General features: G+C 33.1%; 14 protein-coding genes and 2 pseudogenes. 7 read left to right on the forward strand and 9 right to left on the reverse strand.

Going from position 1 to position 15380, the window contains the following annotated elements:
• Nucleotides 1–115 precede the first annotated feature (115 nt).
• The 4 genes and pseudogenes from AL022_RS01290 to AL022_RS01305 all read left to right on the forward strand — a co-directional run.
• Nucleotides 116–399, forward strand: a pseudogene (locus tag AL022_RS01290) (IS6 family transposase); the annotation flags it as partial.
• A gap of 64 nt (nucleotides 400–463) precedes the next feature.
• The gene (locus AL022_RS01295; protein WP_014934436.1) at nucleotides 464–1171 is read left to right on the forward strand and encodes an IS6 family transposase; all 708 of its coding nucleotides are present in this window, start codon (nucleotides 464–466) and stop codon (nucleotides 1169–1171) included.
• A gap of 96 nt (nucleotides 1172–1267) precedes the next feature.
• Nucleotides 1268–2215 carry a patatin-like phospholipase family protein gene (locus AL022_RS01300; RefSeq protein WP_014934437.1) on the forward strand — a complete coding sequence of 316 codons (948 nt, stop codon included), beginning with the start codon at nucleotides 1268–1270 and terminating at the stop codon, nucleotides 2213–2215.
• Nucleotides 2216–2566: 351 nt separating this feature from the next.
• Nucleotides 2567–3343, forward strand: coding sequence for an N-acetylmuramoyl-L-alanine amidase (locus AL022_RS01305; protein WP_242388188.1), 777 nt, complete (start codon nucleotides 2567–2569; stop codon nucleotides 3341–3343).
• A 55-nt stretch (nucleotides 3344–3398) separates the two neighbouring features.
• Here the strand turns inward: AL022_RS01305 and AL022_RS01310 are convergent, their stop codons facing one another.
• From AL022_RS01310 to AL022_RS04580, 4 genes are all read right to left on the reverse strand, one after another.
• A complete protein-coding gene (locus tag AL022_RS01310) occupies nucleotides 3399–3710 on the reverse strand; it encodes an SLC5/6 family protein (protein ID WP_148269031.1) in 312 nt (103 codons plus the stop codon).
• 268 nt (nucleotides 3711–3978) lie between these two features.
• Nucleotides 3979–5091 (reverse strand): VapE domain-containing protein, encoded by a 1113-nt coding sequence (locus AL022_RS04570; RefSeq protein ID WP_014934440.1) that lies wholly within the window; start codon nucleotides 5089–5091, stop codon nucleotides 3979–3981.
• A 12-nt stretch (nucleotides 5092–5103) separates the two neighbouring features.
• Nucleotides 5104–5499, reverse strand: a complete 396-nt coding sequence (locus AL022_RS04575; RefSeq protein ID WP_014934441.1) for a toprim domain-containing protein — start codon at nucleotides 5497–5499, stop codon at nucleotides 5104–5106.
• A 98-nt stretch (nucleotides 5500–5597) separates the two neighbouring features.
• Nucleotides 5598–5831: a hypothetical protein gene (locus tag AL022_RS04580; RefSeq protein WP_014934442.1), complete on the reverse strand. Its 234-nt coding sequence runs from the start codon at nucleotides 5829–5831 to the stop codon at nucleotides 5598–5600.
• 661 nt (nucleotides 5832–6492) lie between these two features.
• Between AL022_RS04580 and AL022_RS04230 the strand changes: the two are divergent.
• A pseudogene (locus AL022_RS04230) lies at nucleotides 6493–6703 on the forward strand (transposase); the annotation flags it as partial.
• Nucleotides 6704–6876: 173 nt separating this feature from the next.
• On the opposite strand, the gene AL022_RS01330 reads toward AL022_RS04230, so the two are convergent.
• The 4 genes from AL022_RS01330 to AL022_RS01345 form a co-directional block, all read right to left on the reverse strand.
• Nucleotides 6877–7080: a hypothetical protein gene (locus tag AL022_RS01330; protein WP_014934444.1), complete on the reverse strand. Its 204-nt coding sequence runs from the start codon at nucleotides 7078–7080 to the stop codon at nucleotides 6877–6879.
• A gap of 578 nt (nucleotides 7081–7658) precedes the next feature.
• Nucleotides 7659–8129 (reverse strand): HIT family protein, encoded by a 471-nt coding sequence (locus AL022_RS01335; protein WP_014934446.1) that lies wholly within the window; start codon nucleotides 8127–8129, stop codon nucleotides 7659–7661.
• 198 nt (nucleotides 8130–8327) lie between these two features.
• The gene (locus AL022_RS01340; protein WP_014934447.1) at nucleotides 8328–9407 is read right to left on the reverse strand and encodes an Mrp/NBP35 family ATP-binding protein; all 1080 of its coding nucleotides are present in this window, start codon (nucleotides 9405–9407) and stop codon (nucleotides 8328–8330) included.
• 243 nt (nucleotides 9408–9650) lie between these two features.
• Nucleotides 9651–10571 (reverse strand): ribonuclease Z, encoded by a 921-nt coding sequence (locus AL022_RS01345; protein WP_014934448.1) that lies wholly within the window; start codon nucleotides 10569–10571, stop codon nucleotides 9651–9653.
• Nucleotides 10572–11219: 648 nt separating this feature from the next.
• Between AL022_RS01345 and AL022_RS01350 the strand changes: the two genes are divergently transcribed.
• Together AL022_RS01350 and prfB are read left to right on the forward strand one after the other, a co-directional pair.
• Nucleotides 11220–11999, forward strand: a complete 780-nt coding sequence (locus AL022_RS01350; RefSeq protein WP_014934449.1) for a hypothetical protein — start codon at nucleotides 11220–11222, stop codon at nucleotides 11997–11999.
• Nucleotides 12000–12018: 19 nt separating this feature from the next.
• Nucleotides 12019–13093 (forward strand): peptide chain release factor 2 gene (gene prfB / locus AL022_RS01355; RefSeq protein ID WP_242388190.1). Its coding sequence is split into 2 segments (ribosomal slippage): nucleotides 12019–12075 and nucleotides 12077–13093, totalling 1074 coding nucleotides; the frame shifts between segments, so codons are not numbered across the junction.
• Between the two features lie 252 nt (nucleotides 13094–13345).
• Here prfB and AL022_RS01360 read toward each other — a convergent pair.
• Nucleotides 13346–14845, reverse strand: a complete 1500-nt coding sequence (locus AL022_RS01360) for an OstA-like protein (RefSeq protein ID WP_041546057.1) — start codon at nucleotides 14843–14845, stop codon at nucleotides 13346–13348.
• Between the last annotated feature and the right edge of the window lie 535 nt (nucleotides 14846–15380).

Consider the following 15380-nt stretch of genomic DNA (forward strand, 5'->3'; position numbering starts at 1 on the left):
TGGGCTCTTTCACGTCTGTAGTTGATTTATAGTATAGTAGCCCGAAAAAAGGGTTCTGTCGCGTTTGTTTTAAGGGAGCGGTTATTTTAGTAATTTTGGTTAAAAATTGACTAAAATGTTTAGTATTACCCGTAGATTATTCCCTTATTTTAAAGGATTTTGTTCATCACCAGAGTTAATCCTCCTATTTGTGTATATGAAATGTCGTTTTTCTTTAAGCTATAGAGACTTGGAAGAGATGATGCGTATGAGAGGCGCAAAGATTAATCATTCTACTTTACAAAGGTGGGTCATTAAGTTTATGCCACTCATAGATCAAGAAGTAAGAAAAAGAAACGCCCAGTTGGTAGTAGCTGGAGAATGGATGAAACTTACGTAAAACTAAATGGTAAGTGGATTGGTTCTGTCGCATTTGTTGTAAGGCATCAGTTAATTTATTATTTTTAGTTAAAAATTGACTAAAATGTTTAGTATTACCCGTAGATTATTGCTTTATTTTAAAGGACTCTGTTCATCACCAGAGTTAATCCTCCTATTTGTCTATATGCAATGTCGTTTTTCTTTAAGCTATAGAGACTTGGAAGAAATGATGCATATGAGAGGCGCAAAGATTAATCATTCTACTTTACAAAGGTGGGTCATTAAGTTGATTCCCCTTATAGATCAAGAAGTAAGAAAAAGAAAATGCCCAGTTGGTAATAGCTGGAGAATGGATGAAACTTACGTAAAACTAAATGGTAAGTGGATTTATTTATATAGAGCAGTAGATCGTTATGGAGATACAGTTGATTTTTTTCTAAGTGAACGTAAAGACAAGTCTGCAGCTCTTTCTTTTTTTCGTAAGGCTATCAGAGATAATAACACTCCATACAAAGTGGTAGTTAACAAAAGCGGTAGTAATAAATCTGCACTTGATGCATTAAATACAGAACTAGATCAAGATCACAAGATTCAAATATTTCAAAACAAATACTTACATAATAGAGTCAAACAAGATCAAAGGTTTATCAAAAAACGGATAAAACCTATGTTGGGATTTAAGAATTTCCATTCAGCTAACATTACCATTACAGGAATAGAAAATATTAGAATAATTCAAAAAGGACAATTAATCGGAGCTAAAAAACAGGTATCTACTTTTGATAACTTTGCTAAACTTATGGCCGCATAATATCCAAATTTCAAGACAAGGGAGACAACTATACAAAATTAAATACAGATGCGACAGAACCATATATAGCAACGGTCTAAATAAATTAAATTTAAAATGGTAAAGTATGTTTTATCTGTGGATGGAGGAGGGATAAGAGGTATTATACCAACTATAATACTAGGAGAAATACAAAAAAGATTAATAAACCTAAAAAAATCTTTGCCTGAAATTTTTGACCTGATGGTGGGGACTTCAACAGGTGGAATCCTTGTGGCTGGTTTATCTAAAAAAAATAGCCAAAATAAACCTGAATATTCCCCAATTGATTTACTTCAGTTCTATAAAAATTATGGTCCGTATATCTTCAAACCATCATTTCTTAGGCAGAAAATACTTTATTGGTTCAATGGTGCTAAATACTCGTATAGAAATATAGAATTTGTTCTTAATAAGTATTTTGGAGAAGATACTATGGGTAATGCTTCAACTAATATACTTTTTACTAGTTATGATATTCATAACAACTGCCCTTTCTTCTTCAAAAGCTGGAAAGATCCTGGTATTGCGTTAAAAGATGCACTTAGATCTACAACAGCTGCACCTACTTACTTTATACCAAAGTGTCTAAGAATTAACGAAAAAAATAGAGTATTAGTAGACGGTGGCATTGTTTCCAACAATCCATCTGCTGTTGCATATATAAGTGCTAAGGAATTATTTCCTAATGATGATATAGTTCTACTATCTATAGGTACTGGTAAAAAAATTAAAAATCTTAATTACGCTGATGTAAAAAAATTTGGTAAAATAGGTTGGATACATCCACTAATAAACGTAATGTTTTATTCTGAATTAGCGTTCGTAGATTATGTATTAAAACAAACAATAGGTGATAATTATATAAGAATACAATCAGAATTAAAATTAGCATCTAATGAAATGGATAACATTACAATGAAAAACATCGAACTTTTGCAAGAAGAGTCAATTCAAATCGTAGAGGATAACAAAGAATTGATAGAAAGGTTTTGTCGCGTTGTGTGTAGTAACATAGTGGACTAAAAAAACAAGGGATTTAACCTTCGTATAATTTATATATAAATTAATTATTTTAAATTTTATTATCAATATTAATTATACATTTTATGTAATTTAAAATTAAATACTAATAAATAAATTGTTATTTTTATGAAAATACTAATACATAAATACAAAATTATTATTAGATATAAAAAATATTAAAAAATTAAGTAATATAAAATAATTTGTAAATTAGATAAATAAATATTTTATAGATAATAAATAAAAAAATAAAATTAACAAAAAGTTTCGTTATATTTTGTCTTTACTATATTGTTGAAGCTAAAGCAACTGTATATAATGTTGAGACTTCTTCCTAAACCTAAATACTATATGAATATGGAATATAATATCCCTAAGGATTCAAATGAATCCATAATAATTGATTATAGTCATCCTTCTAAGAATTTCAATCGGCGTATATCAAGTTTAGTGATGCACTATACCGCATTAGACTTGGAAGAGTCCTTAACCGCCTTAACAGGTCAATTTACAGGTGTTAGTGCTCATTATTTAGTTCCAAAAACAGCTCTAGATGGAGCAAGAAAAGTTTTTAATTTAGTACCTGATCATAAACGGTCTTGGCATGCAGGTGTTAGTGCATGGAAAAATCGTACTAATCTAAATGATACTTCTATAGGTATAGAAATAGTAAATTTAGGTTATAAAGACGAAAACGGTAAACGAATTTGGGAACCATTTACTGATTATCAAATAGAAACTATTATATTATTGGCTAAACAAATTGTTCAAGACTATGGTATTAAACCTACTAATATAGTAGGTCATGCTGACATAGCTCCTGGAAGAAAGCAAGACCCAGGTCCTTTTTTTCCTTGGAAGAAACTTTATGAAAATGGTGTAGGTGCTTTTTATGATGCATCCGAACTTGATTTAAAACAAAAAATCAACATAGATATTGAGCAACTTCAAAAGGACTTAAAAACGTATGGTTACCCCGTTAATATTACGGGTACATTAGATATAGATACACGAAATACATTAATATCATTTCAAATGCATTTTAGACCTAGTAACTATTCAGGTGAGCCCGATGCAGAAACAGTTGCGATTCTTAAAAATTTAATAAAGAAGTATTGTATGATTTGATAGGAGTCTGTCTATATAAGTGTGTAAATATTTTTTAGGGTTTATATTTACACACTTATATAGACAGACTCGATAAATGGCTCATAAATGGACCCATACGTAATACTAACCTACTAATAGTCCAAGAACAAAAGCAGTTAAAAATTAAAATAATCATCCAGTATAAACCAAATTCATAGTCACATTCTACGTTACGTATTAATCCTCCTGCCCCATAACTAGTAGCCAACACCGTAGCTATCAAAGTAGCCGTAGAAAATTTTTTATTCCCCACCGCATATTCTCGAAAAGTAGTTTTTTTTCTACTAAAGCAAATGCCTACCACTAAGGTTAACAACAAAAAAGCGCCTACTATTACAATAGGCATATTCAAAAATATCATAAATAAAATGATTAAAAAGTTATATAACCTACTATAGATATGGTATCATTTATATGGTAAGATTTTTTTATTTAAATCAAAAAAGTTTACTAATTGAACTATCGTGATCGAATATCTAAAAGGTTATCGTGATCAATAATATCAGCGTCTAATAAATCTGCTAACGTAAATACTAATGTGCTTTTCCCAGACCGATCTAGGGTATGTAGCTGTCATAAATTCACCTTCTCTTCTTTTTGGAAGGTGAAAGATACTAGGTTACCCATTTAACTTCTCTAGACTTAGCAGTAAAGTAATCAGAACGTGTTTTTAACTGTGACCAATCATCCGCACTCAATTCCCCACTTTCTTCATCCAATTTGTATAAATGATAAGCCTGAGCCCAGGACTTTTCTAAAATATCCTCCGCTATATCATCTAGATACGAAATAGAATCTATTTCAATACAAATCCATCTACTATAACCCATTGCCGACGACAAGAATTTAATAGTATTAGTATTACCTACAAAGGACGCTATACGTGATCCTATAGTCTCATGTTTTTCATAAGGCAAACGTACGTTTACATAACGCTGCGATAACAAAGCCCTCAAAACGCTTGTACTAGAACGAAATCGGTGCAGTTCATCTAGATTTATAATAAAGCTTCTGATCAATGATTTTTGCAAACTTTTTTCATTACCTATAGATGGATTACCATTATAATATTTCCTAAGACAGGGAGGGCATAAGAAACGGAAAAAATAACTCTTACCTACATTTTTCTTAGGAGAACATAATATTAGAGCATGCTTATTCATTTCTTCATCTACAAAAAGAGTACGAACAGCCCTAATCATCCACTTTTTAAGATGGGTATACCAATAGTGAATATTATCAGGTGTGGGATTTTTTAAATGAACATAACTAGATAATTGATGAATATAATCTTGACTACTATCAAATTCATTCTTTTCAAAAGCTAGAAAATAATCTTCTATAGGATTAAAAGGTTGTACGAAAAAAGACTTTAATATACAATTAATTAGACTTAAAGAACATGAAAAACCATGTCTATCCAGATTATCTATTAGCTCATGAATATTAATTTTTTCCCATACATCACTATTCTTTTTAGTACTCATCTCTCGCTGTTGCGTAAGTATATTCAACCTAAAATTAAACTTACTATTCAAATAGGATTCTATCCTACCACGTTTAGTATTAACTCTTTCTTTAACCTTAGGAACATTAATGGAATGCATAGAAACTAGTTTTGATTGTTGGATACATTTATCTAATAAAAACTGGAAATCAACAGAATCATATTTTTGAAAATATTCAGCTATATCTTTTACTTCTTTCGGTAAAGGAATTGATACCATTCCATAAATATCTCATAATTTCTTAGAAGCGTTCTTACCGGTCCAATCATTACCATAACAACTTAACAACACAGCAGTTCTACTACGTAAACTTTTCAGCAAATCATCACTTGGCATTTGGTGTTCTGATTGCAAAGAAATTACGTTAAAAAATCCATGCGCATGCCCGCTCATACAATCTTTTTCCCCTCCTCTAAACAATACATAGTCTAAATCTCCTTCTGGCAACTGAGATAGACCAAAAACATCATCCTTGGTTTGGTTTTTATAGGAAAATGACTGTTTCTGGCCTCTAAAAGAAATATCATCTGAAAAAGAAGATGATACTTCTGGGACATATACTTTAACTCTATCTTCTATATGATAGGCTGCTATAATCTGATTTTTTACAGCATATTTAAAAGACAACGATCTTCCTGAATTACTTGTGTAAGATAAGTAGCTTACTTGTCTTACATCAAACCGATCTAAAACAGATCGATCAATACCATATTGGTCCCAGTATTTTAGATATAGCTTAGCAATAAAAGATTCTGAATAGGGTATATATTCAATAGTAAAGATTTAAACTTCCATCTGCCTTTATCAAAATAAATTGATAAACTCAGTTTATCATATTTTTCAGAGAATATAGATTTATAATTTTTTTTTCTTACATTTGAATTAAATGCAGGAACTAAATGGCGGATAAGGGATGCCTCTCCTTCAGCCTTTTCAAGGATTTTTTCTTTTGTTAACATAGCCTTTATTGTTAATCCTTTTGGGAATTAATGCTTACATTAAAACCGGTGGTTAACTAAAATTAAGAAGTAGCCTTTTTAAGGGGCTATTTTTATGCATTTTTCTTTTGGAATTTAACAAATTCCCTAAAAATTTTATTTTCTTTTTATCGAAAAAAACATTTTTGTTTACCCAATAAACGCTTGGTATTTTAGCCTTAGCTATTATATCTTATAGAACAAAGCTCTCCTAAAGCTTGAATAACTGAACTATGTGATTCTTTATATTAAAAATAGTATACTTCAATACAAGTAAACCCACATTATTTTAATTAGAAAATAAGTAACAGTTTTTAGCTATCTTTTCAGTGTAAGAAGCATATCATCTGATGGTATGTAAATATCTATTTGTACTTATTTAATTTAAGATCAATACAACAAAATTGAGGAAAAATTATTTTAATCTTTCCTATTACTATAATTGATAATCAAATTAATATATATATATATATATTAACCTGAACGCTGGATGAGATTTTAATATTTAATTTTAAATAAGCTCCTTTGTGTTTTAAATTTGGAGAATTGAAGAGTAACCCGAATAACCAAAGGAGCCTGCTATGAATATAAACAAATTAGTAGAAATATACTATATGATAGATGGGTTTTTAATAAAATTTATGCCTTTATCCCCCTTTGGGATACATTGATGTTAACAAAACGTTCTATTATTGAAGCTATAATAGATTAGCTTAACAATATTAGCCAGATAGAACACTCCAGACAGAGCAGCATACCTAATTTCTGTGTCAATTTGATTGCTGGAATTATAGCTTATGGCGTAAAAAAGCAAAAACTTTCTATAACTAACATATATAACTGGTCTACAGTAACTATAATCCACCGTTTAGGTTGTTTGCTATCCTATACAGACCACTTGGCTCTCTATCTGCAAGTACCTTTTTTCTAATTACAATCTTTAGGCCTAGCTATACACCGGACTAAACAAGTGCAAACAAATTATTAATCAAATATTTTTGCTTCATCATACCTTGAATATTTTTAGCTATGTATTATCTGTATCCTTCAGATCGTTGGTAGGTGCTTTAGAGGCCAATACATTCATTCGGATTTCTTGTGCAATTTTTTTTAGCGTCTGCATACCCTTACGAATTCTTCCTCCAGCTGCTTTATTGTTCTTTTCATAGAATTTATAAAACTCATCTTCTAGTGAAAGTACCAATGTTTTTAATATTTCAAATTGATTCATGATATAACAATTAATCTTTTATTAGATGGTTCGACTATTTTCGGCCAAGCTGCTTATTGATACTTGTTCAGACTGCTGGTAAAAACGCATTGCAGAAGCCACTCCTCTGGCCTTCCAGATGAACAATTGGGTGTTCTATCTAGTAAGCTGGTGCGGTCTCACCGCAATTTTTTACAAATGGGTTTTTACACTGTTTGAAACAGTAACGTTGTCAGATGGGTAAAGGGATAATGCTTATTTTGACCTGAAGCACACTGTTTACCCTATTCCCAAATTACAAGCTTATAACAAGGCTGCTTACCTGGTCTTCTTTTTATGAATCTAATCAATTTTTATCAAATTGTTTTGATCTTTCTTATAATTTTTGATCCGTTGCATCCATCTAAGCTTTTTTTAACCATTCATCAAAAATACCCAAACGTGGCCCAATAGGTTGCATCTTCGGGACAATATTAGTGGCGTATACGAAAAAAATTATGTTACATTATTTATACAATAATGTAATGATTAAGCCAGGTTGGTTAGAAGCATATGGTAGGGATTTTTTCAAAATTTATCACTGGTTCTTCTAACAGACACTAATTTTTTAAAAAGTTAGCTATTGCTGCTAATTTTTCATCCGATTCCCGTGCTGCATCATGAGAAGAAATGTAACCAGGGTATTGATCAAATTTGGTTTTGATCGTGGAGGCAAGCTTCGGACCACCTTTGGTGCCATGCAGAGGGATTAATTTGGCATGTAAGTGGTTTACACCATATCCTTCAAATACAAGAGCTGTTCTAGCAACGGTTGGAAACTTATGCACCAATAGGTTGGATACCTGTTTAGCGGCTGCCATTAACCCATTGATCTGTTCTGGGCCATGATCAAAAATATAGCTACTCAGGTGACGCTTAGGTATTACCACTGTAAACCCCTCTGTATTAGGAAATATAGATAGAAAAGCCATATAATCTACCCTTTCCCACACTTTATGACAAGGTGCTTGCCCAGCTATGATTTGACAAAAAATACATCCTTGTGGAGATAGGTGAGTAGGTGCTTGCATATGGATCTTAGTTGGTTTACCTTAGCTTATAATCATTTTTTAACATCTTGCCATGCAATACAAAGGGGCTAAACGGCTGTTAAACATCTAGGCCAAATGTTTGTTTAAATTTAAAGAACAAATTGCAATGCACCAAGCCTATTAGAGCTCCCTAGAAAGATTTTGTTGGATAAAATTGAAGGACAAAATGAATAGCGTTCAGTTAACGCCATTGGTTGAACCAGCATAGGTGGCATTTTGGATGGCTACTTGTTGTGCTAGTCTTTCTGCAATTTTGTTAAAAGGTTCGATAGTTTGCCCAGGTAGGACACCTACATCTCCCTGTTGGCAAATCGTAGGAAGCAATGGAATTTGGCCTAAAAAAGGTATGGATGCTTGTTTTGCCAGTAGTGTACCTCCATCCTTTCCAAAAATATGATAGAGATGGGCCCCATCTGTTTTTTCTGTTGAGAAGTAGGACATATTTTCTATCAGCCCCAGTATAGGCACCTTGATCTGTTCTTTTTTAAACATAGCAATCGCCTTTGTGGCATCTATTAATGCAATTTTTTGTGGTGTAGTAACCACTACTACCCCTGTAACAGCAATACTTTGTACCAAAGTAAGGTGAATATCACTGGTACCAGGGGGTAGGTCGATTAATAAATAGTCTAATACACCCCAATTTGCATCTTGTAATAATTGCTTAAAAGCAGCACTGGCCATAGGGCCACGCCATACAATGGCCTCTTCCATATTGGATAAAAACCCAATAGAAAGTAATTTCACCTTATGGCGATTGATAGGTATAATAAAGTTCTTCCCAGCCTCTTTGCCTACAGTTGGTTTAGTGGTTTCACAACCCCACATCGTCGGAATAGATGGTCCAAATATATCTGCATCTAACAGTCCTACATCTGCACCATGGTTGGATAACGCCAGCGCCAAATGGGTAGCAATTGTAGATTTGCCAACGCCACCCTTACCAGAAGCAATGGCAATAATATTTTTGACACCAGGTAATATAGCGGATTTGGAACGCCCTGAAGTAACTTTTGAGGTAAACTGAATGCTGATTTCAAAATCACTCGTTACAGCTTTACGAATGGCTTGTATACATGCCTGTCTGATTACTTCTTGTAATGGACAAGCTGGGGTAGTCAGTATAATCGTAAAAGAAATGGTAGAACCATGTATATCAAGATGATCAATCATACCCAATGAAACTAGGTCTTGCTTTAAATCGGGGTCATCTACTTTACGTAAAGCTTCTAAAACCTTTTTTTTTAAGGTGTTCATGATTATATGCTTTGGTTCATTCGGTTCTGCCGCGTCTATATTTGATTGTATATCGCTTTGCTCTTTATATTGTATTTTAGATATTATTTGGCCATTATATTATCAAAATGGTTAAAGGTAGATACCTGTTTTGCAAGTCACGTTGCTATTGCTCCAAAATTTCCACCCTATTTTAGAAGCTTTTTTCTTCAGCAGCACTAATTTTATTATTTGTATACAGGGGTATGGAACACAATCAAAGATTTACATTTCAAAGTCCCCTTTAGGAAAGTCAAACCGCTTTAAATCGTCTGCCGTTTCTACATTGGGGAAAATGAGCTTTGCTTCTTCAGCAAAGAGACTTAGATCCAGATAACGCGCAGAAAAATGCGTTAAAATTAATTTTTGAACCCCTGCTTGTTTACCAATAGTAGCAGCTTGTTTTGATGTCATGTGGGCATAATAAAGCGCAAGACTTTTATGTTGTTCTAAATAGGTACTTTCACATAACAAAAGCTTGGCTCCTTTTGCTAAATCAACAGCATTTTGACAATATTTAGTGTCGATGACATAAGCAAAAATATCCCCCTTGTGTATTTCGCTTACCTCGGAGCGCAAAACAGTGCGCCCATTTAGGCTTAAAGTACCTCTTTCTTGGAGGTCTCGAACCTGCACCCCTGAAATATTTTTGGCTTGGAGTTTTTCTTTATCAAATTTTATAGAATCAGCTTCCGTGATGCGCCATCGTATATTATCAACTCTATGATCAAGAAATTTAGCTTCAATTGTAAATTTATCATCTTTGTGCACCACTCCTTCTTTAGCAACCGGATAGTCAATGACTTGAATATCATTTTTATTAGCCGTTCCATAGCGCAAACGGTCAAAATATACTTTGCCAGTTGATGGATAGTAACAATATATGGGACGCTTGACCCCATCTAGATTGAGGCGCATCAATATGAAACCAAGTCCTAAACAATGATCTCCATGAAAATGGCTAATAAAAATTCTTGTAACAGTAGAAGGAGCTATTTCTGCAAAAATAAATTGCCTTTGTGTCCCCTCTCCAGGATCAAATAAAAGCCCTTCTCTATTCCATCGAAGAAGATAAGCCCCATTATTCCGAAATCGAGTTGAATACTGTGCACTACATCCTAATATAATTAAATCTCTAATAATCATATATTTAATTTTCTGTATTCAAGGTACTAACGTGCATGCTAGATAAATTCGTTGGATGAATAGTTTAAAATTTATATTTTCATGGTGATCTATGAAGTATATTCAAACGTGCATTATCTATTTATTTACTTGATTTACAGAAGTTTTAAAATAGTATTGTATTGGTATTTTTACTAAAAAATTAGCGATTTTACCTGATTTTATAAAGTAATTTATAATATAAGAACCTGATAACTAGAATAGTTTATCTAAACTATTCTTTATACAGCTGTTGATAAATAAATTCTATTAAATTTTTACAATTGATTATCAAATTAAAATGTTGCAGTCCAGCATTCATGTTTTAATTAATTTAACTTAATTTAGTCACCTGTTTGAACAAAAAATATAAATTTACTATTTAAATGTAAATAACATATTAAGACAGCAAAAGATTTATTCTATTCATGCAACAAAGTCATAGATTAAATCCGTTATGGGTTAAAGGTAAAGGCGGCTAGATAATAGCTTACCTTTCCATAAACCAACATAAATTTTATGAAAGTTTCATACTTTTGAGTCATTTCAAATTATGCTGCTACTTTTAGTGGCTTATAGGTTATAAATAAAATAATAGCTATTGTTTAATAGAAATAATATATTTATCATGTGATTGTCCATCTACACAAAGTATTGGATGTAAAGCGCAGCTATTTTTTTATTTTTAGTTTTTTATTCTTTATGCCGATCCAGCCCCCAAAAGCAAGGTTTGTAGTTTTTCTATTGCTCTTTTTTTTTCAATCGCGCTCTAATAGCTTTGCTTTAGGAGTAGATTTTATAGAGAGGGCCGATTTTAATAAAGATGGATCTGGTCAATTTAGCATTGAAGTAGATTTAACGAAGACCAGTCATTTAATTTCGGTTATTAAATACTTAAATAAAAATTATAAAGATGTAACTAAAGCTATAGGTTATAAAGCATTTAGTAATGCTAGCGCAAAATTTGAAAAAATAGCGGGTATTAGCCAGGTAGATATAGCATATAATGAAAAGATGCTCAAATTTAAGTTGGTGTTTAACTTTAATACACTTCAAGCACTTAATGAAGCAATAGGAGAGCTTAATGAAGGGTTGGATCCTCCTAAGATTACCTATTTTAGTCTTGATGATCTGCTTTTTACCCGAGAGGATCTAAATGGTATTGCAAAGAAGCTACTTTTTTACCAGCAATATGATAATTCCTTAGTGAAAAGTTTGGATTTAGCCTCCTTTTTTAAAGAGTCCACCTATACAACGATCTATACTTTCCTTAATACAATTCAGGATTATAGTAATCCACTAAGTGAACTTACTAAAGATAAAAAAACGATACGCGTTACCCATCATATCTTCGCCCCGGATCAAGTAGAACATGCTATAGGCAATCGGATTCATTTTACAAAAAATTAGTTTATATAAAATAAGTTTTATGAAAACCAAGTACCCCCACCTAGGAGAAAGAATAGAGGCCTTAAGGGACTTTCTTTGACTATGCTGATAAAAACAGACAATTACAGTGGTTAGAATCAGCGGTTGCTTCTCCTTTATTTTGGTCAAACCCAGCTGAAGCGCAACAAACCATTCAAAAAATAAAAACTTTAAAAGAAACTATTGATCAATTCAATACCTTACAGAACCAATGGGATGAACTGCTTTTATTAGAATCTTTATTTGAAGAAGATACAATGGCGCAAGAAGAGCTGTCCCTTGTAGCATCTGGGCTTGTTACTTTGTTAGAAGCGGTTGAATTAAAAAAAATGTTGGATGGAGAAGAGGATCATTTAAATGCGATCATAGATATAAAGCCAGGTGCAGGTGGTACAGAAAGCCAAGATTGGGCCCATATGTTGGTGCGTATGTATACCATGTGGGCAGCCAAACAGGGCTATACTGTTAAAGTAATTCATTACCAGCCAGGGGATAGTGCTGGTATAAAGGCCGTTACGTTGGAAGTAATAGGTCCCTATGCTTATGGGTACATCAAAGCAGAAGTAGGTATTCATCGACTGGTACGTCTCTCTCCCTTTGATGCGGCTGGTAAAAGACATACCTCCTTTGCTTCCATATATGCAGCCCCTGTTATCGATGATTCTATAAAAATTGAAATAAATCCTGCTGATCTAAGTTGGGATACCTTTCGATCTGGTGGAGCCGGTGGGCAAAATGTTAATAAAGTAGAAACAGCAGTTCGTGTAAAACATATACCAACTGGAACGGTAGTAGAATGCCAACAAGAACGCTCTCAGCTACAAAATAGAGAGAAAGCTTTGCAATTGCTTAAATCTAAGCTCTATCAGCAAGAACTAGAAAAAAGAAGAGCCAAACAACAACAAATAGAACGCAGTAAAAAAAAGATTGAATTTGGCGCTCAAATTAGGAGCTATGTATTACATCCTTATAAAGTTATTAAGGACAACCGAACAGGGTATGAACGAAAAGATGTAGAAAATGTCCTGGATGGTGCGATTGATGGCTTTATAAAAGCCTATTTATTACAACCTTAAATGATTCTTTACCGCTTAAAAAAGTGTTAAAAATTGTATGGTTTTTTTGTATTTAATAGGGGCCGAGCGGTTGATATATTTATATAGAGCAGTAGATGGTTAGGCAATGCAGTTGCAAACATAGGAAAAATATAGATTTAGAATAGCTCCGCTTAGTAGATGCGCTGGTTCTATTGGGTAGGTTATAAAGTTTTTTTTACAATATAAGACTGTTGTTATAGATGGTTCAAAATCAATTTTTTATAGATAAAACTAGGGATTTTGATCGGTCACATCTTTAAGCAATCCTTCTAAAATAGTTGCTTTCGTAGGCCATTTTTCACCAAACCAAACAAAGCCAGGTAATTTCATTTGATCTTCTTTTAAATTTTCTGCTGGGTAAAAGACCCCTATTGGTTTGGGTTGGCAAGTCATTTCCGCCAATGCATTATCAACCATAGCCATTTCCATACCATTACACTTGATATGGTTCATACCTACCAACTCATTCTTATCCCCAAGGGCAAAATATATACTTTCACTATTACCACTTATCGACATTTTCTCAATCACACCTTCTTTAAAAAGTCCAACCAGTTTATTCCCTTTTACTTGATTGTAGTGACCAACTAAATTTTCTGAGGCCATAAATAAATTTTTATCTACATACATACGCACATGTTCTGCTTCCTCTATAGCCAAGTGCACTTCTTCTCCTGTAATTTGATATTGACCGCACCAAATAACCGGCTTATTATGTAAATAAATGCTGTTTTTAGTGGTATTGTAAACAGCGCCATCTGCAACACCCTGTACAACTTTTTGGTAGAGCCTAACATGATTTAAAGCATGAACTTCTTGCTCTGGTGGTTCATTTTTTTCTAAAATAACAAAGGTATCTGCACGCAAATAGATCGTTTCATTATTTACTACCTTGGTTAATAATGGGCTACCTGTTATCACGCCTTTTTTCTCTTTTCCAACATAACTAGCCTTACCACCAGTTATTAAGGCATCATGCTTTTGTGAACAAAGTGAGACATGGCCAGTAGCTGCGCAATCTTCGCCATTAACAATCTCTAAGTGGTCTGCAGCAAGCGTAATATTTTCTGTAGTAAGTGCACCTTGTTCAAAAGCAAGCTGTTTTTTAGGCAATGCATAATAGCCCCTCTTAGAGGTTGTAAGTATCCCATCACGATAAATAATTTTGGTAGCACCTCGAAAATAAGCAACCTCTGATTGAGTGTCGTAATCCAGCTGATCGGAATGGAAGGTATAACTAGGGTCTACTAAGACCACCTTATCGGAAAAGGTAACTTGATGATGGACACCATCATAGAGGCCTTTACTACTGGTTAAAACCATTTGATCTTGTACCAACTTGCCCCCTGTCAAAAACTTACCTTGTTTTTTTTCCACATCGTAGATCAATTTAGGGGTATAAAATATAGATTTTTTAGATGAACAGCGTACATCTTTTTCGAAAATAGCTCGCTTTTGTAATAAGTAATAGGTTAAAAAAACACTTTCTACAACGCCACCTTCTTGATCCATAATTCTGACATTGCCCTGCGCTTTTATCAGCGACTGATCATCATATTGATAGGCTTTATCTGCAGTTAATACCATACCACTCTTATGGAAAGTAAAGACCACATTCCCTTCTAGTTTCTTACAAGGCTTATTATCTACCACGTCGCCTTCTAACCGATCCGCTTTATAGGTCAGAACTTCAGCCCAAATAGAAAGGGGCAAAGCCAGTAGATATGCCACAAAATAAATAATTCGCTTACACACTTTTCTATCTTTTCAAAAACAAAATTCATTCAAAATTAATAAAAAGCAAGATAATGACCTAACAGTTTATTAAGTGGCGTAAGGTAACCTCATATCAGATCTGTTTTTTATCTATAATAGCCTAATAAAGGCAGAAAAAATACTGATTAAATAAGTATACATATGAAGTAAGAAATACTAATTTCTTGTAAATCAGATCAATAAATTACTAATGTATATGGCTAGCAAATAAGAAAAAGAAGAAACCAAAATTTATAAAAGTTTGTCCTAATTGTTGGGGATGCGATTTTTCAGTCTACTATACTTTTTGTCTCCACACTTTTTTTGTTAAATTTGGTTCTTCAAGTGTAATGGCCACATAATGGTAGCTACTAGTCATATGTTGCATTCTAGATATACACCCATTAGGAAGATTTTATTGTCCGACTTTGGGAAAAAAACCCCGAACTTACAGTGTGTCGTTTCAACATATAGAATGTAGAGATGCAGATGGAGGGTGGGTTAACTTTTT

Origin of the sequence: Cardinium endosymbiont cEper1 of Encarsia pergandiella (assembly GCF_000304455.1) — a bacterium.
GTDB lineage: Bacteria > Bacteroidota > Bacteroidia > Cytophagales > Amoebophilaceae > Cardinium.

Excerpts from the sequence above, each read along its gene's own strand:
- AL022_RS01345 (WP_014934448.1), bottom strand. The coding sequence starts at position 10,571 with ATGATTATTAGAGATTTAATTATATTAGGATGTAGTGCACAGTATTCA.
- AL022_RS01295 (WP_014934436.1), top strand. The coding sequence starts at position 464 with ATGTTTAGTATTACCCGTAGATTATTGCTTTATTTTAAAGGACTCTGT.
- AL022_RS01305 (WP_242388188.1), top strand. The coding sequence starts at position 2,567 with ATGAATATGGAATATAATATCCCTAAGGATTCAAATGAATCCATAATA.
- AL022_RS01310 (WP_148269031.1), bottom strand. The coding sequence starts at position 3,710 with ATGCCTATTGTAATAGTAGGCGCTTTTTTGTTGTTAACCTTAGTGGTA.
- AL022_RS01340 (WP_014934447.1), bottom strand. The coding sequence starts at position 9,407 with ATGAACACCTTAAAAAAAAAGGTTTTAGAAGCTTTACGTAAAGTAGAT.
- AL022_RS04570 (WP_014934440.1), bottom strand. The coding sequence starts at position 5,091 with ATGGTATCAATTCCTTTACCGAAAGAAGTAAAAGATATAGCTGAATAT.
- AL022_RS04580 (WP_014934442.1), bottom strand. The coding sequence starts at position 5,831 with ATGTTAACAAAAGAAAAAATCCTTGAAAAGGCTGAAGGAGAGGCATCC.
- AL022_RS01300 (WP_014934437.1), top strand. The coding sequence starts at position 1,268 with ATGGTAAAGTATGTTTTATCTGTGGATGGAGGAGGGATAAGAGGTATT.
- AL022_RS01335 (WP_014934446.1), bottom strand. The coding sequence starts at position 8,129 with ATGCAAGCACCTACTCACCTATCTCCACAAGGATGTATTTTTTGTCAA.
- AL022_RS01330 (WP_014934444.1), bottom strand. The coding sequence starts at position 7,080 with ATGAATCAATTTGAAATATTAAAAACATTGGTACTTTCACTAGAAGAT.